We start from the raw sequence: 21297 nt of genomic DNA, 5'->3' as shown, positions 1-21297 counted from the left end.
GTGGACAAGCCAGAGGAAGGACACCCGGGCTGTGAAGCTCATTAGGTACGGCAAGATCGCGGGCGTGACCCTCGCCAGCGCCCTTGCGCTCTCCGCCTGCGGCAGTGACCAGGCAGTCGCTCCCGAGGAGACCGGCGGCACGGCCGCGGGCAGTGTCGACTGTGTCCAAGGCGGCGGGACCCTGGCCGGAGCCGGCGCCAGCTCCCAAGAAAAGGCGATGGCGGCGTGGGTCGCTGCGTACACCAGCGCCTGCGCGGACACCACCGTCAACTACGACTCGGTGGGCTCCGGTGCCGGACGCTCCCAGTTCATCGAGGGCGCCGTCTCCTTCGCCGGGTCCGACTCCCCGATGGACGAAGAGGAGACCGCGCAGGCCACCGAGCGCTGCGGCGGCTCCGAAGCCGTCCACCTGCCCGCCTACATCAGCCCGATCGCCATCATCTTCAACCTCGAGGGCGTCGACTCGCTCAACCTGCGCCCCGAGGTGATCGCTGACATCTTCAACCAGAAGATCACCAAGTGGAACGACGAGGCGATCGCCGCGGACAACCCTGATGTCGACCTCCCCGACGCCGACATCATCCCGGTCAACCGCTCCGACGAGTCCGGCACCACCGAGAACTTCGTGCAGTACCTGTCCGAGGCCGCCCCCGACCACTGGCCGCACGAAGTCAGCGGTGACTGGCCGATTCCCCCGGTCGAAGCCGCCCAGGGATCCTCTGGCGTTGTCTCCGCTGTCCAAGGCGGTACCGGGACGATCGGCTACGTCGACGCCTCGCACGCCACGGAATTCGGCACCGTGGCCGTCGGCGTGGGCGACAGCTTCGTCCCCTACAGCCCGGAGGCCGCCGCAGCGATCGTCGACTCCGCAGAACCGCGGGAAGGCAACACCGAAAACGACCTGGCAGTCAGCCTCAACTACGCCACCGACGAGGACGGCGTCTACCCGATCGTGCTCGTCAGCTACGAGATCGTGTGCCTGGAGTACGAGGACCAGACCGAAGCCGACCTGGTGAAGAGCTTCATCGGCTACGTGATCAGCGAAGAGGGCCAGCAGGCCGCCGCTAACGAAGCCGGCTCTGCGCCGCTCTCCGATGCCACCCGCGACAAGATCCAAGCCGTACTGGACAAGATCCAGGTTGCGAGCTGACCCGCGCTGGTCCTGTCGCCGTCAGGGCAGGGCACCACAGACCGCTGTGGGCCCTGCCCTTGGCTGCGTTGTCCTCCCCACTCCCCCGGTGCCCCGCACACCCGCCCAGCGCACCGGCAACGCCTCACCGCGAGGACAGCCGCGCTTTGCCCGCCCTGACCAGAGATTTTTCTCGCTCTTCGGGTATTTCCGGAACGACTCCTGGGTGCCTTCCGTTCTGGTCAGGGGTGTACTCCACAATGTCACGGGCCCTGCCCTCGTCCGGCGGAGCGGTGTCGCGTGCGGGCTCCGCTGCCGCCGAGTGCATACCCGCATCAGTTGACCGGAGTCTCAAATGACCACCACGGATCTGTCCACGACGGGCCGCGCGCAGCGGCAGAGACGTCGCCTCGGTGACGTCCTCTTCGCTGCCGGAGCCCAAGGGTCAGGGATCCTTATCCTGGCGATCCTGGCCGGGGTCGCCGCGTTCTTGATCCTGCAGTCCTTCGACTCCTTGGCTGCCAACCAGGCGAACTTCCTCACCAGCAGCGAGTGGGACGCCAATACCCGGGAAGAGCCCTCCTTCGGTGTGGCGGCCCTCGCCTTCGGTACCGTGCTCGCCGCGGCAATCGCCCTCGTGCTGGCCACTCCCGTAGCGATCGGCATCGCCCTGTTCATCGTCTTCTACGCCCCCCGCCGCATCGCCGCCATCCTGGGCTACCTCGTGGACCTGCTCGCGGCAATCCCCAGCGTCGTCTACGGCCTGTGGGGCATCGGCTGGCTCGTGGTCCAGCTCGCCCCGTTCTATGCCTGGCTGGAGACGTACTTCGGCTGGATCCCGCTGTTCGCCGGACCCGTGTCCACCACTGGCCGCACCATGCTCAGCGCAGGCATCGTGCTCGCCGTGATGATCCTGCCGATCATCACCGCCATGACCCGCGACGTGTTCCTCCAGGTGCCGCAGTCGCACCGGGAGGCTGCCCTCGCACTGGGCGCCACCCGCTGGGAGATGATCCGCATGGCGGTACTGCCGTTCGGGCGCCCCGGCATCATCGGCGGCGCAATGCTGGGCCTGGGGCGGGCGCTCGGCGAGACCATGGCGGTGGCCATGATCCTCTCCCCCTCCCTCGTCATCTCCTGGTTCCTGCTGCAGAGCGGCAACCAGACGATCGCCGCGCACATCGCCCTGCAGTACCCCGAAGCCACCGGCTACGGGGTGTCCGCGCTCATCGCGGCCGGTCTCGTCCTCTTCGCCATCACCCTGGCCGTGAACATGGTGGCCCGCTTCGTCGTCTCCCGCCGCAAGGAGTTCGCGTAAATGTCCGCCACGAAACTGTCTGCTCCGGAGAAGACCGTGCCGCCTCGGCCGCTCGCGCCCTCACTCGGCGCCAAGCCGCTGCCTGCCCTGTTCCCGCCGACCCTGCTCGCCGGGGTCGCCCTGGTCGCGGCCGGGCTGCTGTACGCGCTCGGGTGGTGGAACCCCGCGGTGTGGGCCATCGTCACCGCGGTGGGCTACATGGTGCTCATCACCGCGGCCTCGGCCCTCATCGAGAACCGCCGCAAAGCCAAAGACCGCCTGGTCACCGCCATCGTCTACACCTGTTTCGGCATCGCCATGGTGCCGCTGGTCTCCCTGCTGTGGACGGTGCTCTCCAAAGGCCTGGTCCGGTTGGACGGCTACTTCCTGACCGTCTCCATGAACGGGGTCACGCCGAGCATGGACGCCGGCGGCGCCTACCACGCCATCCTCGGCACCCTGCTCATGACGCTCATGGCCGCGCTGATCTCGGTGCCCATCGGTCTGATGACCGCGATCTACCTGGTGGAGTACGGCCAGGGGCGGCTCAAGCGGGCGATCACCTTCTTCGTGGACGTGATGACCGGTATCCCCTCCATCGTGGCCGGTCTGTTCGTGGTGGCGCTGTGGATCCTGCTGTTCGGTCCGGGCAAGACCAACGGCGCGGCCGGTGCGATCTCACTCTCGGTCCTGATGATTCCGGTGGTCGTGCGCTCCTGCGAGGAGATGCTGCGCCTCGTGCCCAACGAGCTGCGGGAAGCCTCCTACGCGCTGGGGGTGCCCAAGTGGCTTACCGTGGTCAAGGTGGTCCTGCCCACCGCTATCGCGGGGCTCACCACCGGTGTGATGCTGGCCTTGGCGCGGGTCATCGGCGAGACCGCCCCGCTCATCCTCACTGCGGGCTCCTCAGCGGTCGCCATCAACGCCAACCTGTTCGAGGGACAAATGATGAGCCTTCCGGTGTTCATCTACTCACAGGTGCGCATGGGCGGCGTCATCAACTACGAGCGTGCTTGGGCCGGGGCGCTGACGCTGATCATCATCGTGATGCTGTTGTTCCTCGCCGCCCGCCTGGTCTCGCACTTCTTCGCCCCGAAGACGCGGTAACCCCCTCATCCCCTTTGCCGTCTCATCCGAACCAACCACGGTCTTGAGGAAACACAGTGGCCAAGCGAATTGACGTCTCCGGACTGCACGTCTACTACGGTGACTTCCTCGCCGTCGAAGACGTCTCCATGACTATCGAACCCCGCTCGGTAACCGCCTTTATCGGCTCCTCCGGCTGCGGCAAGTCCACCTTCCTGCGCACCCTGAACCGCATGCACGAGGTCACCCCGGGGGCACGCGTCGAAGGCAAAGTCCTCCTGGACGACCAGGACATCTACGCGCCCGACGTGGACCCGGTGGAGGTCCGCCGCGAAGTCGGCATGGTCTTCCAGCGCCCCAACCCGTTCCCCACCATGTCGATCTACGACAACGTCATCGCCGGGTACAAGCTCAACAACCGGCGGCTCCGCAAGTCCGAAGCCGACGAGATCGTGGAGCGGTCCCTGCGCGGGGCGAACCTGTGGGAGGAGGTCAAGGACCGCCTTGACCGGCCAGGGGCGAGCCTGTCCGGTGGGCAGCAGCAGCGCCTGTGCATCGCCCGGGCCATCGCCGTGGAGCCCAGCGTGCTGCTCATGGACGAGCCGTGTTCGGCGCTGGACCCGATCTCCACGCTGGCGATCGAGGACCTGATCTCCCAGTTGAAGGAGAACTACACGATTGTCATCGTCACGCACAACATGCAGCAGGCCGCCCGGGTCAGCGACGTGACAGCGTTCTTCAACCTGGCGGGTACCGGTAAACCCGGCAAGCTCATCGAGATCGGCGAAACCAACAAGATCTTCACCAAGCCCGAAAAGAAAGAGACGGAGAACTACATCACCGGACGCTTCGGCTAGTCCACTCCACGGCTGTGGCCCGCCCAAGCGCTTGGGCGGGCCACAGCCGTATGCGTACCTGTGTCTCCGCCGCGGGTCAGACGACGGTGTGCAGCAGCCCGTAGACCCCGGCGGCGATCACCGCGGTGACGGGGACTGTGACCAGCCAGAACAGCACGATGGTGGCGAAGATGCCCCAACGCACCCCCGTGACCCTGCGTGCGGTTCCCGCACCGGCAATGGCCGAAGTGGTGGTGTGGGTGCTGGAGATCGGCGCGTGCCACACCAGCGACGTGAAGCCCATGATGGCGGAGACCGCTGCCTCCACCGCGAACCCCTGCGGCGGGTCGATGCGGCTCATCCGCCAGCCCAGGGTGCGCATGATCCGCCACCCGCCGGTGGCGGTGCCCAGCGAGATCGCGACGGCCGAGCAGAGGGTCACCCAGGTAGGAACCTCGTAGGTGTTCTGGCTGCCGACGGTGATGAGCGCCAGGACCACGATCCCCATGGTTTTCTGGGCGTCCTGCAGGCCGTTGCCGAGGGACAGCATCGCCGCGGAAACGCTCTGCGCGAGCCTGAACCCCCGGTTCACTACGCCGGGGCTGGTGTCGCGGAACAGCCACAGGATCCCCAGCATGATGAGGTAGCCCAGCAGCCAGCCCAGAAGCGGGGCCACCAGCATGGGGACGAGGAAGCTGATGAGGACGCCGTCCCAGCGCACTTCTCCTTGGGAGGCCAGTGCCGCCCCGACCATTCCGCCGATCAGCGCGTGGGAGGCGGAGGAAGGCATCCCCCGGTACCAGGAGAAGAGGTTCCAGGCGGCCGCGCTGGACAGTGCCGCGAACAGCACAGCCAGGCCGTCTGCACCGTGGATGGGGCTGATGAAGTCCTGTCCGATCGTGCGGGCCACGCCCTCGCCGAGGAAGGCGCCGAGCAGGGTCATCAGCGTGGCCAGGGCGATCGCAACCCCAGGGGTAAGGGCCCTGGACACGATGGCGGTGACAATGGTGTGCGCGGAGTCGTGGAGGCCGTTGGTGAAAGCGAAGAGCAGAGCAGCCAGGACCACCGCGAGCAGGGCGGATTCGAGGAGCACGGGAAAGTGTTCCTGAGTCGGGGTAAGGGGGTGGTGGGGGTGGGTCAGGCTTCCTTGACCGCGATGCTTTCAATGGTGTTGGCCACGTGCTCGAAGGCGTCGGCTGCGGCTTCCAACTGGTCAACGACGTCTTTGAGTTTGAGCACGGTCAGCGCGTCGTATTCTCCGCCGAACAGGTGGGCGAGCAGACGCCGGTAGACCTGGTCGGCCTGGTTCTCCAACTGGTTGATGGCCACCCAGTAGCCGGAGAGGTTGCGTAATGACCGTAGTTTCGGCATGGCTTCCGCGGTGAGTTCGGCGGAGCGTTCCAGGATCCCGACCTGGTCGATGATGCCTTTAGGGAGGCGGTCGAGCTGGTAGAGCCCGATGAAGTCCACGGCCGCTTCCATGGCGTCCATCACGTCGTCCAAGCTGGACGCCAGGCGGTAGATGTCCTCGCGGTCGAACGGTGTGACGAAGCTCGTGTTGAGCCGGCGCATGATCGCGTGGGTGCGTTCGTCCCCCGCCTGCTCGCACTGCCGCATCTTCTCGGTGATGGCTTCTCGGTCGGCGTCTTCGCTGATGAGTTCCACCAGCAGCCGCGAGGCTGTGACTAGGTTGTTCGCGAAATCGGCGAACATCTCGTAGTAGCTGTCATCGCGCGGTGTCAGGCGAAGACGCACATCTTTCTCCCATGAGTGCGGTAAGGCTCATGTCCTTGAAGTGTCGGACCCTGTCCCGCGGAAGTCCCTTCGGGCACGACCGCGCCGCACCCCGGCGCCTGCGACGCGGGGTGCGTCACTCGATGTTCACTTACAGCTACCCCAGCGTCCGCCAGAATGCCGACGTAGTGGAGCGATTCCATCCTAACCGCCTCCCCTGCGGCAGGCAGGGAGATGACTCATCAACGCACTGGCAGTCCTCGGAGGTATGGTTCGTGAACGAGACGTGAAACCGGGGGAAACCTGCAGGTCACAGCGTTTCACCGGCACGTCATCGCCACAAAACGCAAGATTAACGCACAAGTTCTGGCAATAACCCCGAACCAGGAGAACTGGCAATTTATCCACACACCGTCCCGGTGGGCACGGTGATTGTTCTGCGATCGTGACCTCTCCCATGGCATCTCTCTCCCCTGCTGCGCGGCGCCGCCTCGCCGCCCTACACTCCGCACTCGACGAGCAGCTCGCCGCCCTCGGCGAACCGCCCTATGCGGGACCGGGCCACCCCGCTGCTGCCCTCACCGCCTGTGTGCAGGCCCTGCTGCGCGCCCAGCGCCGCGGCCTGGCCCCGCACCGCCCAGCGGTCAAGGCTGCGGTGCGCGCCACCCTTGCCGAACTGGCCTCTCGCTACCCCGGACAAGCCGTTGAAGTGCGAGTTCCGCCGTATGGGGCAGTGCAGTGCTTCCCCGGTCCCCGCCACACCCGCGGCACCCCGCCGAACGTGGTCGAAACCGACCCCCTGACCTGGCTTGCCCTGGTCACAGGTGACCTCACCTGGGCAGATGCGGTCTCTTCCCACCGTGTGTCAGCCAGCGGAGCACGCGCCGACCTGTCCCCGGCCCTTCCGTTGTGGTCTCCTCCACACGAAGCACCCCTGCATGGCACCGGCACCGGTGACAGCCGTTAAGCTGGATCACGTGTCGCAACCCGACGGCCGCCTCAGCCTGGACATCGATCCTTTAGAACGCGGACCGCAGGACGCCTGCGGAGTGTTCGGGGTCTGGGCTCCCGGCGAAGAAGTAAGCAAACTGACCTACTTCGGTCTCTACGCGCTCCAGCACCGCGGCCAAGAGTCCGCGGGCATCGCCCTCAGCAACGGTGAGCGGATCGTCGTCTACAAAGACATGGGGCTCGTGTCCCAGGTCTTCAACGAAGTCACCCTGGACTCCCTCAAAGGGCACCTGGCGATCGGCCACTGCCGCTACTCCACTACCGGCTCATCCGTCTGGGAGAACGCGCAACCCACGTTCTTCAGCGCGCGGGAGGGCGGTCTCGCGCTCGGCCACAACGGCAACCTGATCAACACCCCGGAGCTCGCGGCGCTGCTGCCGTCGGATCGCCTGAGCGCGACCACGGACACCGAGGTGCTCACCCGTCTGCTCGCCGCCGCCCCGCACCGCACCACCGAGGAAGCCGCCCTCGACGTGCTGCCCAAAGTCAAGGGCGCATTCTCCCTGGTCTTCATGGACGAGCACACCCTGTACGCGGCTCGCGACCCCCAGGGAATCCGCCCGCTGGTCCTGGGCCGCCTCGACACCGGGTGGGTCGTGGCCAGCGAGACCGCGGCGCTCGACATCGTTGGTGCTTCCGTGGTGCGCGAGGTCGAACCGGGAGAGCTGCTGGTCATCAACGCGGACGGCGTCGCTTCCCGACGTTTCGCCCCGGCCGAGCCCAAAGGCTGCCTGTTCGAATACGTCTACCTGGCCCGTCCCGACACCACGATCGCGGGACGCAACGTCAACAGCGCCCGCGTCGAAGTGGGGCGGCGGCTGGCCCGGCAGCACCCGGCCGATGCAGACGTGGTCATCCCCGTCCCCGAATCGGGCACGCCCGCGGCCGTGGGCTACGCCGAAAGCAGCGGCATCCCGTTCGCCCAAGGGCTGGTGAAGAACTCCTATGTGGGCCGCACGTTCATCCAGCCGAGCCAGACGCTGCGCCAGCGCGGCATCCGGCTCAAGCTGAACCCGCTGCGCGAAGTCATCGAAGGCAAGCGGCTGGTCGTCGTCGACGACTCGATCGTGCGGGGCAACACCCAGCGGGCCCTGGTGCGGATGCTGCGCGAGGCGGGCGCTGCCGAGGTCCACGTCCGGATCTCCAGCCCGCCCGTGATGTGGCCCTGCTACTACGGCATCGACTTCGCCACCAAAGCCGAACTGATCGCGGGTAGCCTCTCCGTCGAAGAGATCTGCCAATCCATCGGCGCAGACTCGCTCGGCTTCATCGATCTCGATGAACTGGTCGCAGCCACCAGAGTCGAGAAGAACCGGCTGTGCCGGGCCTGCTTCGACGGCGTCTACCCGGTCGAGGTCGACGAGGACTCCCGCGGCAAGTACCTGTTGGAGAAGTCCTGCGGCGCCCCTAAGCGCCCCTAGCCGCCGTCACGTTCCCAGCCGTCTGTGTGCCTGCGGTCCAGCCGCACGGCAACCTACGACTACAGAAGAGGTTTTCCGTGTCAGAGCGCGCCCCCACCGCTTATGCCGCCGCCGGCGTCGATATCGCCGCCGGGGAACGCGCGGTGGAATTGATGAAGCGACATGTGGCACGCACCCACCGGCCGGAGCTCGTCCCCGACGCCAGTGGTTTCGCCGGGCTGTTCCGGCTCGATCTCTCCAAGTACACCGCCCCCGTGCTGGCCACCTCCACCGACGGTGTCGGCACCAAGGTGATGCTCGCCCAGGCATTGGACCGGCACGACACGATCGGCATCGACCTGGTCGCCATGGTCGTGGACGACCTGGTGGTCAGCGGAGCCGAGCCGCTGTTCCTCACCGACTACATCGCCTGCGGCTCCGTGGTGCCCGAGCGGATCGCCGAGATCGTCAGCGGGATCGCGGAAGGCTGCTGCCAGGCGGGATGCACGCTGATCGGCGGGGAGACCGCGGAACACCCCGGTGCGATGGGTCCCGACGAGTACGACCTGGCCGGGGCCGGAACCGGGATTGTGGAGGCGGATGCCATCCTCGGCCCGGACCGGGTCCGCGTGGGCGACGTGGTGATCGCGATGGCCTCCTCCGGCCCGCACTCCAACGGCTACTCGCTCATCCGGCGTATCGTGGCCGACGCCCAGCTCGACCTGCACGCGAACGTGCCGGAACTGGGCGGCCCGCTCGGCGAAGTCCTGCTCACCCCTACGAGGATCTACGCCAAGGACTGCCTGGCGCTCGCCGCCGATATGGAAGTGCACGCGTTTGCCCACATCACCGGGGGCGGGCTTGCCGCGAACCTGGCCCGTTCCCTGCCCGCTACCGCGGACGCTGTCGTGGACCGCGCTTCCTGGGCGCCTCCCGCGGTCTTCGGTTTCCTCGCCCGCCACGGCCAGGTCTCCCAGGAGGACATGGAAGCCACCTTCAACATGGGCGTGGGCATGGTGGCGATCGTGGCCGAGGACGCCGCGGAGCGGGCGCTGGAGCTGCTCGCGGAACGCGGAGTGCCCGCCTGGGTGCTGGGCTCTGTGATCCCCGGTTCCGGGAAGGTGGTGATGACCGGGGAATACCGTTCGTAGACATGCGAAACCGGGGCTTCTCAACGGTGAGAGCCCCGGGTTTCGCCGCTGTCTAGATGTCTGGCTCGGCGGTTCCGTCGCCCAGAGTCGCTCGATTTACTCGAGAGTCACGCGATCCGGAATCCGGTCCCGTGCGATCTGTCTCTGGTCGACGTGGAGATCAGCAGATCAGCGACGTTCTGAGTCGGAGCCATCGCTGGGCGGGTAGTTCTCCGCGAAGTCCGCGTAGCGCTCGATCAGCTCGTCGTAGGGGTCCCGGTACGTGTCGTCCGGTGAATCCGAAGACTTCGACGCACCCCCACCGACACCCAGCTCTGCCCGAAGCCGATCAAGGTCCGTGTTGACGGTGCTGTACTTCAACCGCCGGGCGACCTTCTGCTGCTTGGCCCTGGCACGGCCGCGCCCCATTGGCTCGACCCCCTCAACGATTGGGTTCTTCCAAACCCGTTCACTAGCAAAACCGCATTGCCGGGCTGGCGGCCATCACCGAACTGACGACAGGCCCCAGCTTTACGTACGAATACAACCGTACCCGGTTCAGAGGCGACGTGCCTACGCCGCCCGTGTCCTACCGAGCGTGCCGCTTGTGTCACGCCCGTGGAGGACGGGATTGCGCGACGCACAACCCTGAGGTTTCACCTCCTACAGACTAGGAACGCCGTCTCGTCCCGCTTCCTTCCCCGCACCAGAGCATGCCCCGCGGGACGGGACCGGATCCCGGTGCGGGTCACGTGTGAGGTTACTCTCCTTGCCACGGTGCCCTTCAGCGGGACCGCTGTCCGAAAACTGCCGCCATTCCAGGCGAAATCCCCGCACGTCGGCGCCGTTCTGTGCCACTATGCGAACGTGCTCCCCTATCCCGCCTACCTTCGCCTCTACCAACCACTCTCCGTTTTTCCCCGTCGCGAACGGGAGTACTGGAAGGCGTATGCGGAGTCGCCGCGGTATCGGGGGCGGCACGAGGCGATGGCTGCTGAGCACGCGGAGAGCCTGCACCGGCTGCTCTCCAAACCGCCGCTGGCTGCGCCCCTGGCAGAGAGCAGCGACGCCTACATCCACCGGGTCGGCGACGAGCTGCTGGTCTGTCCTTGGCAGACACGGCTGCGTTCCTGGCTCGCTTTCTCCACGTTACAGGCTACGACGTCGCGGCGGCTATTCCAGAGTTTCCTGCCGGACTTGGTCGCCCAGGAGACCCAGCGCGATTTCGAGCGATGGCAGTCCCGCACCGGTCGCACGCGGCCTCAGATCCTGACCAGCACGTGGGAGGTGCCGCTCCCCTGGTTCGTGCTTTTCGATGCCGCAGAGCGCCATCTCGTCCTGGACCAGGCCGGGGAGGAGTACCGTCCTCCTGCGCCTCATGGCGGGGCGTGCCCCCAGTGTGCGACCTCTCTTCCCGCTTTCCAGCAGACGCCGGTGCGCGCGCTGCTCTACCTCACCCGGGCCGCCGACGCGCTTCCTCGCCTGGTGAGAGCGGTTCGCCTCGTGAGCGGATACTCCCCTGCGAGTTCCTCCTTCCTGTACGCCTTGGAACGACTGGAGGAGTGGGTGAGCGCGGTGGCGCACCCCCGCGCACTCCTGGAGCTTGACTACGGCGGCCTTGTCCTCCTCATGGACGACGCCACGCTGCGGTCGGACCAGTCGGTCGCGGAGGTGCATACGGCACTGACCGCGATCGAACAGGACCGGCCGGAGCTGGTGGCCGCAATGCGCTTGCGGCTGCGGACGCGGTGGAACGCGATCCGCGCGCTCCGCCACGCCAATTGAGGGCCCTGCGGGTTTGCCCGCCTTCGCGCTCACCGCGCCCAGTGTGCAGGCTCACAATCCCCGTTTCCCCCGGTGGCAAACCTGGTTCGCCAGGTTTCTCGGGAGGTGTTTCCGGTTGTCGCAGGGTGGACGCGGGGGATGGCTCCATAAGCCTCTTAGTTGACAACAAAATTACCAAAGGGGGACATACCCTTCGATAGACGGCGATATAGACTGCACTGGGACCGTTACAGAGAGCAACGAGAACATTCGAGAACCCCTACCGCATAGGGGTTTCCACGCCGCGCGTCTGCGTTGGCGGCCGTCCCAGGCCTGCCACCGGCGCCCTGACCCGCACAGGAGGAAAAAGGCCAGACCAACCATCCACGACCGCACCCGAGGAGGGGGAGCATCCCCAGTTAAGGATGCGCTGTCTTTGCGTTTTCGGTCAGCCGGATTACCGAAACCCCCGTCCGAGAATGAAGTTTTGACCGAATACGCCACATGCCACTAAACGTATCGCTAGAATCACTCAGCGTGACGCGCTACATGTGCGACTTTGCAATCCCATTTGACAAAGTCGCGTTAAGTGGTCGCACAATCACCTCGGGTGATGCCAATATAGACCTCAGGGAAATATTGGACATCCGGACCAAGCGCCAGGATTGAAAAGTCTCAAGGATCAACACACCGATCCGGGAGGAGAGGCCGTACATATGTCAACTCGCACGCCCGAGGCGGAACCCCTGTTGACCCCTGCCGAGGTCGCCACGATGTTCCGCGTGGACCCGAAGACCGTCACCCGGTGGGCGAAGGCTGGAAAGCTGACGTCGATCCGCACCCTCGGCGGTCACCGCCGCTACCGGGAGACCGAGGTTCGCGCCCTGCTGGCCGGGATTCCCAGCCAGCGTAGCGAGTAGCCCTCCTCGCCTCGACCAATTCGGCGGGATGGCGGGGGGACGCCCGCGATACCCGAAAGAGTAGAGAATCTCGAGGGGCGGGCCGCTACGGCGGTCCGCCCCTCAGCATGGCGCGGCGTCTCTTGCACAGACCCACTTCAGGACAGCACTTCCCCCTCGATGTAGTCGGTCCCGATCTGCTCCCAGTGGAGGAAACGTTCCGTCTCCCCCAGCAGCATGGCGGTCAGCCACACGGCCACGCCCACGTCGTCCGCGGCTCCGAAAAGGGGGATGAACAGCTCAGGAACGAGGTCGATGGGGGAGATGATGTAGGCGAGAGCGGCGAGCAGCAGCACGATCTTCGAGGTAGACAGCTCGCGGTACTGCCCGCGCATCCGGGCTTTCAGCATGCGGGGAAGGGCTTTGACCCGGGCCGCGAGGGACGGCTTCCCGGGCTGGGTGCTCTCATAGACCAGCTTCATGGCGGCAGCGCCGGCCGCAGCACGATTGGACTTGCGCATTCCTCCACCTCGTCGGGTCCGTGCGCCCGGAGAAGTTCCGGACGTCTCTTGCGATATGACGTGTCTCCGTTCGGTTCTGTTCCCTGCCCCGCCCAATCCCACGCCCGACACATCCCGCTTTGTCCGCCTGTTCCCCGCGTGCGTTCGGTAACCGATGTGGCATAGGTTGGTTATGGTCATTGCGGCCACACCCATTCCACCGTTACGACTGTCTGTTCCGGAGGAAGCATTACCGCCCGAGTGCCCGCTCCCCCGCGCCTGCTGCGCCTCCTCGCAGCCGTTACCGGAATACTGCTGACCACCGCGTGCTGGACGCCTCCCCCGGACGCCCGCCCGCCCATGGCAGAGACCGCCTCGCTTCCTCTGCCCAGGCCGGACGACATGCCCGGACCGCGCGACACGCCCGCACCGTCGCCTCCGGCTGCGCCGCTGCCCCTCGACGGCGCCGTAGTCGTCGTCGACCCGGGCCACAACGGCGGCAACGCTGACGCGGCCCGCGAGATCAGCCGCGCCGTTCCCGCAGGCCCCAGCACCAAGGAGTGCGACACGGTGGGCTCCCGGACCGAGGACGGCTACTACGAGCACGAGTTCACGTGGGAGCTGTCCCTCCTCGTCCGCGACCGCTTGGAGGAGCAGGGCGCAACCGTCATCCTCACCCGCGACAGCGACGACGGGGTCGGTCCCTGCATCAACGAACGCGCCAAGATCGGCAATGAGGCTGAGGCGGACGCGGCGATCTCCATCCACGCCGACGGCGCCGCCCCCGGCTCACGGGGCTTCCACGTCATCGTCCCCGGTGAAGTCCCTGGGTTCACCGAACCGATCCTGGAGTCCTCCTACGCCCTCGGCGTAGCGCTCCGCGACGAATTCCACGCGGTGACCGGACACCCCTACTCCGACTACCTCGGTGAGGAAGGCATCGACGTCCGCACCGACCTGGGCGGGCTCAACCTGTCCACCGTGCCCAAGGTGTTCCTCGAAGTCGGCAACATGCGCAACCCTGAAGACGCGGCCAAGCTCACCGACCCCGAGTGGCGTGCCCTCGCCGCGGACGGCATCGTCGCCGGGATCAGCCGGTACCTCGAGGAGGCGCCAGCGCGGTGACCCGCAGCCGCCTGGCACGGCGGCACGGTTCCCCGCTCGGACCCGCTTCCCCACAGGGTGCCCCGGACACTCCGGGTTCGCTTTGTATGGTGCTGATCACTTCCTGACTGCACAATGGGTGCTATGCCACTGACATCCAGTGACGTGCGCGACAAGCGGTTCAGCACCTCGCGCCTGCGCCTGGGGTACGTCCAGGAGGACGTCGACGCCCTGCTGCGCCGGGTGGAGGAGACGCTGCGCGCGCTTGAGCAAGGAACCCGCCCCACAAAGCTCATCACCGCCTCCGACGTAATGCGCGCGCAGTTCCGCACCACGGTCATGCGGCCGGGCTACGACGAAGAGGAGGTGGACGCCTTCCTCGACGAAATCGCGGAAACCCTGCGGGAACTCGGGCTGTACTCGCAGCAGTTGCGCACCGGGAAGCACAGCGCCGAATACTTCCGCCGCGAGGCCGCCCCCAAGCCCCGGGAACCGGTCTCCCCGCGCATGCGCCCAGAAGACATCCGGAACAAGGGCTTCCACACCACCCGGCTGCGGATCGGCTACTCAGAGGAGGAAGTCGACGCCTTCCTCGACCTGGCCGAGGCCACGGTTGCCGCTCTGGTGGAGGGCAGGCCCCAGGAGGCCCGGTTGACCGCATCACAAGTGCGCGGCGTCCGCTTCTCCAGCACGCGGTTCCGTCCCGGCTACGTAGAAGAAGAGGTGGACGCGTTCCTCGACGAGATCGCCGACGAGCTGGAACGCTACGGCCTGCACTGACCTCGGCGGATCAGTCGGCGCGCAGGCTCGCGAGCAGCAGGTCGGCGTAGTACTCGCCCAGCTGGGCGCCGTCCAGCTCGCCGTCGGCCCGGTACCACATGCTCAAGTGGTGGATGGAGCCGAAGAAGTAGTTGACCACGATGTCCGCCGGGATCTTGTCTTGGAATACCCCTTCACGCATCCCCTCCTCGACCAGGGAGCGGAACAGCTCGTGGTAGGCGCGGCGCTCCTTGCGCACCTCGCGCTGGCGGTCCGGCGAGAGCATGTGCAGTGAGCGGAAGAAGATGACCATGTCGTCAAGGTTGTCCACGGTGGTCTTGACGACATCGGCGGCCGCTGCGTGCAGGCGTTCGGTGACGTCTCCACCTCTCTCGACGATCTGGGCGAGCCGGCTCATCTGCAACTGCAGCACGCGCTGGTAGATCGCGAAGAGCAGGTCGTCCTTGGAGGTGAAGTAGTGGTACATCGCCCCCTTGGTGACCCCGGCTGCCTCAACCAATTCTTGGACTGAGACGCGGTCGAAACCACGCTGGGCAAACAGCCGGGTGGCCTCGGCCAGGAGGCGGTCCGGCACGGAAGGGGAGACCGTGGTGGACTCCGCTGACTGCGTCATGTTCCCCTACACCTCTCGCGTCCGCCGCGGATCTGCGGCGCCGTCACTCCCCGGATGGGCACGTCCCCTCAGCATAGAACACGCGACATACCGACCAGTCTGTCGGTTCGGGTAACCATGGCGGGGAAACCCTGACACCATTGTGTTCCGGAGCTCACCCACCGCTCAATCCAGCAAGAATGAACGGTAAGGGTTTTCGTATTAAGGTCTAGCTTCGACCCGCTGCCACAGACTGTCCCACAACCGAACCTATGTTCGATAAAGTGCGCGGGTGAGTCTTTACAACGAGCAGATCGACGTCCGTTCCACCACTAACGACGCTCCTGTCCTCTTCTCCTGGCGCGGCACCCTCTACCGGGTGCGCCGCGTCATCGGCACCTGGCACGGCACCAGTTCTGAGGCCGCCAGCGAAGTGCGGCTCGTCCGAGTCGCCGCCGAATCCGACCACGGCCACCGCGGCATCGCCGACATCGTGCTCGACACCGCGACCAACCATTGGACGATGCGTCGTCTGTGGTACTGACCGGCTACGGCGCGGTCCCATCCGCGCCGACTTCCACCTCCACGGTCGTCTTTCCTTGCAGCTCGCAGAGGGCCTGCCCGGCGGTGATCTCGGCCACCCACGCCGTGAAATCCGCCGGGTCGGTCCCGTACAGCGCGACATCGATCTCCACGTCGGCCCCGTACCGCACGTCCACGACCCGGTGCGGCGACTCCCGCAGATCGCTCTCCAACCGCCCGGCCTGCTGGTAGTCGGCGAGCACTGTCACCACCGGAAGAGAGCGGCGCTCCAAGATCCCGACCTCGTCGATCGCCGCGGCCACCGCGCTCCCATACGCCCGGATCAGCCCGCCCGCGCCCAGTTTGATCCCCCCGAAATAGCGGGTCACCACCGCAGCCGTGTCCGTCAGCCCGCGGTGCCGCAGCACTTCCAGCATGGGCACCCCCGCGGTCCCGGCGGGCTCCCCGTCGTCGCTAGACCGCTGGATCCTGCCGTCCTCCCCCACAATGTAGGCCGTGCAATTGTGGGTGGCGTTCCAATGCAGTTTGCGCCGCTCCGCAATAAACTCCCGTGCCTCGTCCTCGCTGCTCACCCGGGCAAGCGCGCAAATGAACCGGGACTTTTTGATCTCGATCTGGTGTTCGCCGCCGCGTCTGATCGTTCTCATGCCGCCTTCGATCGTATGCGCCGCGTCCCGGCCCCAGCATGCTCTGTATGGTCGGTGCCATGCCGACACCTCCCTTCGTCCTCCGCTTGCGCGAGCAGGTGGGCCACGCCCTGCTGCCCCTCGTCGGAGTGACGGCCGTGGTCATCGACCCTGCCGGGCGCATCCTCCTGCACCGCCGCGCCGACGACGGACGCTGGTGCACCCCTGGCGGCCTCGTGGAACCAGGCGAGCAGCCAGCCGCCACCCTGGTGCGGGAACTGGAGGAGGAAACCGGGCTCCGCGTCCACCCGGAAACCCTGGTCAGCGCCGTCATGGAAGCGCCCTACACCTACCCCAACGGGGACCAGGTGCAGATCCTCGACCTCACCTTCCGGTGCCGTCCCCTCTCCGGGGAAGCCCGCGTCAACGACGACGAGTCGCTCGACGTGCGCTGGTTCGACTACGCCGCACTCCCGCCCATGCCCGGCCGCATCATGCGCCGCATCAACCACGCACTCGAAGGACGAGTCGGCTGGTTCGACCGCCGCAACGGCCCGTGGAGCGAGACCTGACCGTGCCGGGCAGGCGTCGCCGGCGCGCCCCACACGCTGCTGGGCCGCGCCGGATCCGGTCAGTTCGGCAGGTTCTCTTCGATCGCCCTGATGATCTCGGGGTCTTCAGGCTCCACCTGGGGCCGGAAGCGGTACAGCACCCTGCCGCCGGGGGCGACCAGGAACTTTTCGAAGTTCCACTGGACATCCCCCGCCAACCCCTGGGAGTCCCGAGCCTTGGTCAACTCGACGTACAACGGATGCCGGTTGGGGCCGTTGACCTCCATCTTCTCCAAGATGGGGAAACTGATGCCGTACGTGGTGGCGCAGAACAACCGGATCTCCTGGGCATCCCCCGGCTCCTGGCCGCCGAACTGGTTGCACGGCACCCCGATCACCGAGAACCCCCGGTAGGCGTACGCTTCCTGGAGCCTCTCCAGGCCGCTGTACTGGGGGGTCAGGCCACACTTGGAAGCGACGTTGACGATCAGCAGCAGTTGCGTCTGCGGCAGCCGGAACGGCTCGCCCTCCAACGTCCGCAACTCGCTCTGGTAGATCTTCATGTCCCGGAGCCTAGCCTCAGCCCCCTGCCCGTCCGAAGACCCCACAGGCGAATCCTGCCGCGCCACATGCCGAACCGTCCCGTGCTCACTCCCCCGCGGGCCTAGGATCGTGGCGCAGGCAATCCGGCACAGAGAGTTAGGGAGCGTCATGCGCAGCAGACAGCACGGCCTTTTGCGGCTGGTCACCAGCGTGGTCCTCCTGTCTGCCGCAGTGTCCTGCACCGGTGAGGACAGCCCCGAGCCGGAACCGTCGCCCACCCCGCAGCCGACCCCCACCGTCTACGCGGGGGAAGCCCCGCCCGGGCTCGCCGCCCAGCCGCTGCGCTACCTGCACGACCCTGCGCAGCCCGGCCAGGACATCCTCAGCGACCCCCTGGGGGTGCGCATCCACTCGGTTGGCGACGCCTTCCTCATCAGCTCCAACAGCGAAGAACGGCACCTGCTGCAGCACGCGGCCGACGGCACAGTCCTGTGGCAGGGGGAATCCCACATCGAACGGTTCACCCAGGACCGGGACGGCGCAGACGTCTTCGAAGTGAGCACCCGCACCGGCGACCGGGTGACCCGCACCGTGGTGAACGAGGCCGGGGAAACCGTGTGGACCGGCTCCGACCCCCGGGAGAGCTACCTCAACGGGCTCGTGGTGCGTGCCCCCGCCGAGTGGAGCGCCAGCGACCCGTACGGCACGTTCACCCTCCGCGACCCCGCCGCGGACGGCGTGGAATGGTCCTACGAGTTCACCGCCCCCGACGAGGCGGAAGCCAGCAGCGCCGAGGACCGCGACACGGCAGACGACGAAGACGACGCAGCAGAGCAGGCCGCCCACCTGGGAGTCCCGGTCGGGGCGCGCGACGAAGTCGTGCTGCTCGACGACGGCGCGGGCCTGCTCCAAGCCCGCGACCTGACTGACAAAGGGGCGCTGCTGTGGAGCGTCTCCGGTGACACGGTCGCTGCCGACGACGGCCGCACCCTGTCCGCTCCCCGGCCGCGCCTGGTCGGCTTCTACTCGCTGCCGGCCGACGACACGTCGCCCAGCGACGAGGCAGACGACGAAGACACCGACGCCGAGGCGCAGCCGCGCCGCACCGTCCTCGTCCGCTGGAGCAGCCCGGAAGAATCCTCGCTGCTCTCCCTGCACGACCTGCGCGACGGGGAGACCCTGTGGACGCTCACCGAACCCGGCAGCAACACGGTCGGCCGGGCTTTCGCTACCACCCCGGTCACCGGAACCGTGTGGAACGGCACCACCGGGGTCCTGCTCGTGCCGCAGGCCGACGCCACCACGTCGCTCATCGCCGTGGACCTGGTGTCCGGGGAAACCCTCTGGGTGTTCGAGGACGCTGTGGAACGGTCGATCGCCCCGCGCTTCGCCCTGGCCGGATACGTCTACGGGGACACACGCGCCGAAGACGGGGGTACACAGGTCGTGTTCGACAGCAGGACCAAAGACGTCGTCGCCGACGACCTTTCCGGCTATGTGGAAGCGGTGACCGACGACGGGTACGCCCTCGTCGTCCAGAACCGCCAGCGGTTCGTCTTCGCCCCCGAAACCCCGCCCGGCGGCACCGCCACTCCGTCACTGTCCCCCACAGAGCGTGGCTGAGATGCGCTTTCCCTGAACCCTGGTGCCCGGCGAACCGAACGCCATTCTCTACTATCCGGGGTATGAGCGTGCCGGAGAACACAGCCACGGCGACCGGTGCTCTGCCCTTGGCAGCCGAGTTCCCCTCGGTGACGAAGGAGCAGTGGCGCGAACTGGTCGCGGGAGTGCTGCGGAAGAGCGGGGTCGACGTCGAGTCGGCGCCCGAGACGCCCGAAAGCCTCCTGACCACCACCACTTACGACGGGATCGCCATTCAGCCGCTGTACGACAGCGGCGACGACATCGAATCCGGTTTCCCCGGCCTTGCGCCGTTCATCCGGGGAGCACAGCCACAGGGCGCGGTTGTCGAGGGCTGGGATGTGCGCCAGCGCCACGCTCACCCCGACGCCGCGACCGCACGCAACGAAATCCTCGAAGACCTGCACAACGGCGTCACCTCGATCTGGCTGGGCGTGGGCGCCGCCGGAGTGCCCGTCGACCGGATCGACGAGGCGCTCGCCGACGTCCACTTGGACCTGGCCCCGGTCGTCTTGGACGCCGGAGCCGACTACGAGGCTGCCGCGGCCGCCCTGCTCGCCGCCTACGCCGACCGGAACCTGCCGGACAGCGTGGTCTCCGGCAACCTGGGCATCGACCCGCTGGGAGTCGCTGCCCGCACTGGGGAGCGGGCCGACCTGGCCGCGGCCGCGCGTTTCGCTGCCCCGCTCGCCGCCACCCGGCCCCAGTTGCGTCTCGTTGTCGCCGACGGCACCCCCGTGCACGAGGCCGGCGGCTCCGAAGCGCAGGAACTGGGTGCGGCGATCGCCGCTGGCGTGGCCTACCTGCGTGCGCTCACCGACGCCGGGCTGGACCTGGCGGACACGGCTTCCCGGATCGAATTCCGGTTTGCGGCCAGCGCCGACCAGTTCCTCACCATCGCCAAGCTGCGTGCTGCGCGCGCCATGTGGCACCGGGTCACCGAAGTGTGCGGGCTCACTGAACCGCACCGCGGCATGCGCCAGCACGTCGTCACCTCCGCGGCAATGATGACCCGCCGCGACCCGTACGTGAACATGCTGCGCACCACGCTGGCGTGCTTCGCGGCGGGAGTCGGCGGCGCGGACGCGGTCACGGTCCGCCCGTTCGACCACGCCCTGGGGCTGCCTGATGCACTCGCCCGGCGGATCGCTCGCAACACCCACTCGCTGCTGCTGGAAGAGTCCCACATCGCCCGGGTCATCGACCCGGCGGGCGGCTCCTACTACGTGGAACGCCTCACCGCCGACCTGTACCAGCGCGGCTGGTCGTTCTTCCAAGAGCTGGAAGCCGCCGGCGGCATCGTGGACGCGCTCGCGTCCGGGCTCGTGGCTGACCGGGTGAACGCGGTGTGGGAGGAGCGCCGCGTCAACCTGGCCCACCGCCGCGACCCGCTGACCGGGGTGAGCGAGTTCCCCAACCTTGACGAACCAGTGCTGGAGCGGGCTCCCGCGCCTGTGGTGCCCGTGGCGGACGCACCCAACGTGCTGCGCCCGCGACGCTACGCCGCCGGTTTCGAGGAGCTGCGCGACCGGTCGGATGCGACACTGGCCGCCACCGGTCAACGGCCCCGGATCTTCCTGGCCACGCTGGGCCCGGTCGCCGTGCACACGGCCCGGGCTACTTTCGCCGCCAACCTGTTCCAGGCGGGCGGGATCGAACCGGTCAGCGGCGGCGGCGCCGGGCCCGAGGAGGCCGCGGCCGCGTTCCGGGAAAGCGGGGCGCGTGTCGCCTGCGTGTGTTCCAGTGACCGGGTCTATGCCGAACAGGCCGCGGCCACGGTTGCCGCGCTGCGTGAAGCAGGCGCGGAACGGGTACTGCTGGCCGGGCGTCCCTCTGAGGACTTCTCCGCTGCCGGGGTCGACGACTTCGTGTTCACCGGCTGCGACGCACTGACCCTGCTCACCGACCTCACCGACTTCCTTGGAGCAGCCCGATGAGCGCGAACATCCCGAACTTTGCGGAGATCGCTGCGGGCACCCCCGCGGCGGCCTCCAGTCCGGAACAGGCCGAGCGGTGGCGTCAGGCGCTCGTGGAAGCCACCGGGAAGAACCCGGACGCACTGGTGTGGGAGACCCCTGAAGGGATCAGCGTCAAACCGCTGTACACCCAGGCTGACCGGGAAGGCTTGGAC

23 protein-coding genes are annotated in these 21297 nt (G+C 67.2%); 16 read left to right on the top strand and 7 right to left on the bottom strand.

The window, feature by feature from the left end:
- The first annotated feature begins 31 nt into the window (after positions 1-31).
- From pstS to pstB, 4 genes are all read left to right on the top strand, one after another.
- A complete protein-coding gene (pstS, locus tag TF1_RS14805; protein ID WP_011293163.1) occupies positions 32-1150 on the top strand; it encodes a phosphate ABC transporter substrate-binding protein PstS in 1119 nt (372 codons plus the stop codon).
- Positions 1151-1484: 334 nt separating this feature from the next.
- Complete coding sequence (pstC, locus tag TF1_RS14800; RefSeq protein ID WP_011293164.1) at positions 1485-2447, top strand: phosphate ABC transporter permease subunit PstC; 963 nt, start codon at positions 1485-1487, stop codon at positions 2445-2447.
- Positions 2448-3533 carry a phosphate ABC transporter permease PstA gene (pstA, locus tag TF1_RS14795; RefSeq protein WP_061783991.1) on the top strand — a complete coding sequence of 362 codons (1086 nt, stop codon included), beginning with the start codon at positions 2448-2450 and terminating at the stop codon, positions 3531-3533.
- A 56-nt stretch (positions 3534-3589) separates the two neighbouring features.
- The gene (gene pstB / locus TF1_RS14790) at positions 3590-4369 is read left to right on the top strand and encodes a phosphate ABC transporter ATP-binding protein PstB (protein WP_011293166.1); all 780 of its coding nucleotides are present in this window, start codon (positions 3590-3592) and stop codon (positions 4367-4369) included.
- A gap of 76 nt (positions 4370-4445) precedes the next feature.
- Here the strand turns inward: pstB and TF1_RS14785 are convergent, their stop codons facing one another.
- Complete coding sequence (locus TF1_RS14785) at positions 4446-5441, bottom strand: inorganic phosphate transporter (protein ID WP_011293167.1); 996 nt, start codon at positions 5439-5441, stop codon at positions 4446-4448.
- A gap of 44 nt (positions 5442-5485) precedes the next feature.
- Complete coding sequence (locus TF1_RS14780) at positions 5486-6103, bottom strand: DUF47 domain-containing protein (RefSeq protein WP_011293168.1); 618 nt, start codon at positions 6101-6103, stop codon at positions 5486-5488.
- A gap of 436 nt (positions 6104-6539) precedes the next feature.
- On the opposite strand from TF1_RS14780, the gene TF1_RS14775 reads away from it, so the two are divergent.
- The 3 genes from TF1_RS14775 (at position 6540) to purM (ending at position 9644) form a co-directional block, all read left to right on the top strand.
- Positions 6540-7049, top strand: a complete 510-nt coding sequence (locus tag TF1_RS14775; protein ID WP_061783990.1) for a sterol carrier family protein — start codon at positions 6540-6542, stop codon at positions 7047-7049.
- A gap of 10 nt (positions 7050-7059) precedes the next feature.
- Positions 7060-8514 (top strand): amidophosphoribosyltransferase, encoded by a 1455-nt coding sequence (purF, locus tag TF1_RS14770; RefSeq protein ID WP_011293170.1) that lies wholly within the window; start codon positions 7060-7062, stop codon positions 8512-8514.
- Positions 8515-8591: 77 nt separating this feature from the next.
- Entirely contained in the window at positions 8592-9644 is a 1053-nt protein-coding gene (purM, locus tag TF1_RS14765; RefSeq protein WP_011293171.1) for a phosphoribosylformylglycinamidine cyclo-ligase, read from the top strand.
- Between the two features lie 168 nt (positions 9645-9812).
- Here purM and TF1_RS14760 read toward each other — a convergent pair whose 3' ends face one another.
- Complete coding sequence (locus tag TF1_RS14760; protein ID WP_011293172.1) at positions 9813-10052, bottom strand: DUF3073 domain-containing protein; 240 nt, start codon at positions 10050-10052, stop codon at positions 9813-9815.
- A gap of 558 nt (positions 10053-10610) precedes the next feature.
- Between TF1_RS14760 and TF1_RS14755 the strand changes: the two genes are divergently transcribed.
- Together TF1_RS14755 and bldC are read left to right on the top strand one after the other, a co-directional pair.
- Positions 10611-11408: a hypothetical protein gene (locus TF1_RS14755; RefSeq protein ID WP_255266192.1), complete on the top strand. Its 798-nt coding sequence runs from the start codon at positions 10611-10613 to the stop codon at positions 11406-11408.
- 695 nt (positions 11409-12103) lie between these two features.
- Entirely contained in the window at positions 12104-12307 is a 204-nt protein-coding gene (gene bldC, locus TF1_RS14750; RefSeq protein ID WP_011293174.1) for a developmental transcriptional regulator BldC, read from the top strand.
- A 137-nt stretch (positions 12308-12444) separates the two neighbouring features.
- Here bldC and TF1_RS14745 read toward each other — a convergent pair whose 3' ends face one another.
- Positions 12445-12807, bottom strand: a complete 363-nt coding sequence (locus TF1_RS14745) for a YkvA family protein (protein ID WP_016189286.1) — start codon at positions 12805-12807, stop codon at positions 12445-12447.
- Positions 12808-13047: 240 nt separating this feature from the next.
- Here TF1_RS14745 and TF1_RS14740 point away from each other — a divergent pair, with 240 nt between their 5' ends.
- Both TF1_RS14740 and TF1_RS14735 read left to right on the top strand, forming a co-directional pair.
- The gene (locus TF1_RS14740; RefSeq protein ID WP_016189287.1) at positions 13048-13911 is read left to right on the top strand and encodes an N-acetylmuramoyl-L-alanine amidase; all 864 of its coding nucleotides are present in this window, start codon (positions 13048-13050) and stop codon (positions 13909-13911) included.
- A 123-nt stretch (positions 13912-14034) separates the two neighbouring features.
- Complete coding sequence (locus tag TF1_RS14735) at positions 14035-14670, top strand: DivIVA domain-containing protein (protein WP_324969653.1); 636 nt, start codon at positions 14035-14037, stop codon at positions 14668-14670.
- A gap of 10 nt (positions 14671-14680) precedes the next feature.
- On the opposite strand, the gene TF1_RS14730 is transcribed toward TF1_RS14735, so the two are convergent.
- Positions 14681-15283 (bottom strand): TetR/AcrR family transcriptional regulator, encoded by a 603-nt coding sequence (locus tag TF1_RS14730; RefSeq protein ID WP_011293178.1) that lies wholly within the window; start codon positions 15281-15283, stop codon positions 14681-14683.
- A 271-nt stretch (positions 15284-15554) separates the two neighbouring features.
- On the opposite strand from TF1_RS14730, the gene TF1_RS14725 reads away from it, so the two are divergent.
- A complete protein-coding gene (locus tag TF1_RS14725) occupies positions 15555-15806 on the top strand; it encodes a DUF6504 family protein (protein WP_011293179.1) in 252 nt (83 codons plus the stop codon).
- Between the two features lie 4 nt (positions 15807-15810).
- Here TF1_RS14725 and TF1_RS14720 read toward each other — a convergent pair whose 3' ends face one another.
- Entirely contained in the window at positions 15811-16452 is a 642-nt protein-coding gene (locus TF1_RS14720; RefSeq protein ID WP_011293180.1) for a YigZ family protein, read from the bottom strand.
- Between the two features lie 59 nt (positions 16453-16511).
- On the opposite strand from TF1_RS14720, the gene TF1_RS14715 reads away from it, so the two are divergent.
- The gene (locus tag TF1_RS14715) at positions 16512-17003 is read left to right on the top strand and encodes an NUDIX hydrolase (protein WP_011293181.1); all 492 of its coding nucleotides are present in this window, start codon (positions 16512-16514) and stop codon (positions 17001-17003) included.
- Positions 17004-17062: 59 nt separating this feature from the next.
- On the opposite strand, the gene TF1_RS14710 is transcribed toward TF1_RS14715, so the two are convergent.
- A complete protein-coding gene (locus TF1_RS14710) occupies positions 17063-17545 on the bottom strand; it encodes a glutathione peroxidase (RefSeq protein WP_016189289.1) in 483 nt (160 codons plus the stop codon).
- 148 nt (positions 17546-17693) lie between these two features.
- Here TF1_RS14710 and TF1_RS14705 point away from each other — a divergent pair, with 148 nt between their 5' ends.
- The 3 genes from TF1_RS14705 to TF1_RS14695 form a co-directional block, all read left to right on the top strand.
- A complete protein-coding gene (locus tag TF1_RS14705; protein ID WP_016189290.1) occupies positions 17694-19148 on the top strand; it encodes a hypothetical protein in 1455 nt (484 codons plus the stop codon).
- A 62-nt stretch (positions 19149-19210) separates the two neighbouring features.
- Positions 19211-21103, top strand: a complete 1893-nt coding sequence (locus TF1_RS14700) for a methylmalonyl-CoA mutase family protein (RefSeq protein WP_061783989.1) — start codon at positions 19211-19213, stop codon at positions 21101-21103.
- On the top strand, positions 21100-21297 hold a 198-nt coding region (locus TF1_RS14695; protein ID WP_156482513.1), incomplete at its 3' end, for a hypothetical protein. The genes TF1_RS14700 and TF1_RS14695, both read left to right, overlap by 4 nt.

The organism is Thermobifida fusca NBRC 14071 = JCM 3263, assembly GCF_001592045.1.
Classification (GTDB): Bacteria; Actinomycetota; Actinomycetes; order Streptosporangiales; family Streptosporangiaceae; genus Thermobifida; species Thermobifida fusca.
Note: the sequence above shows the minus strand (reverse complement) of the source record. Positions and strands in the feature narration are given on the sequence as shown.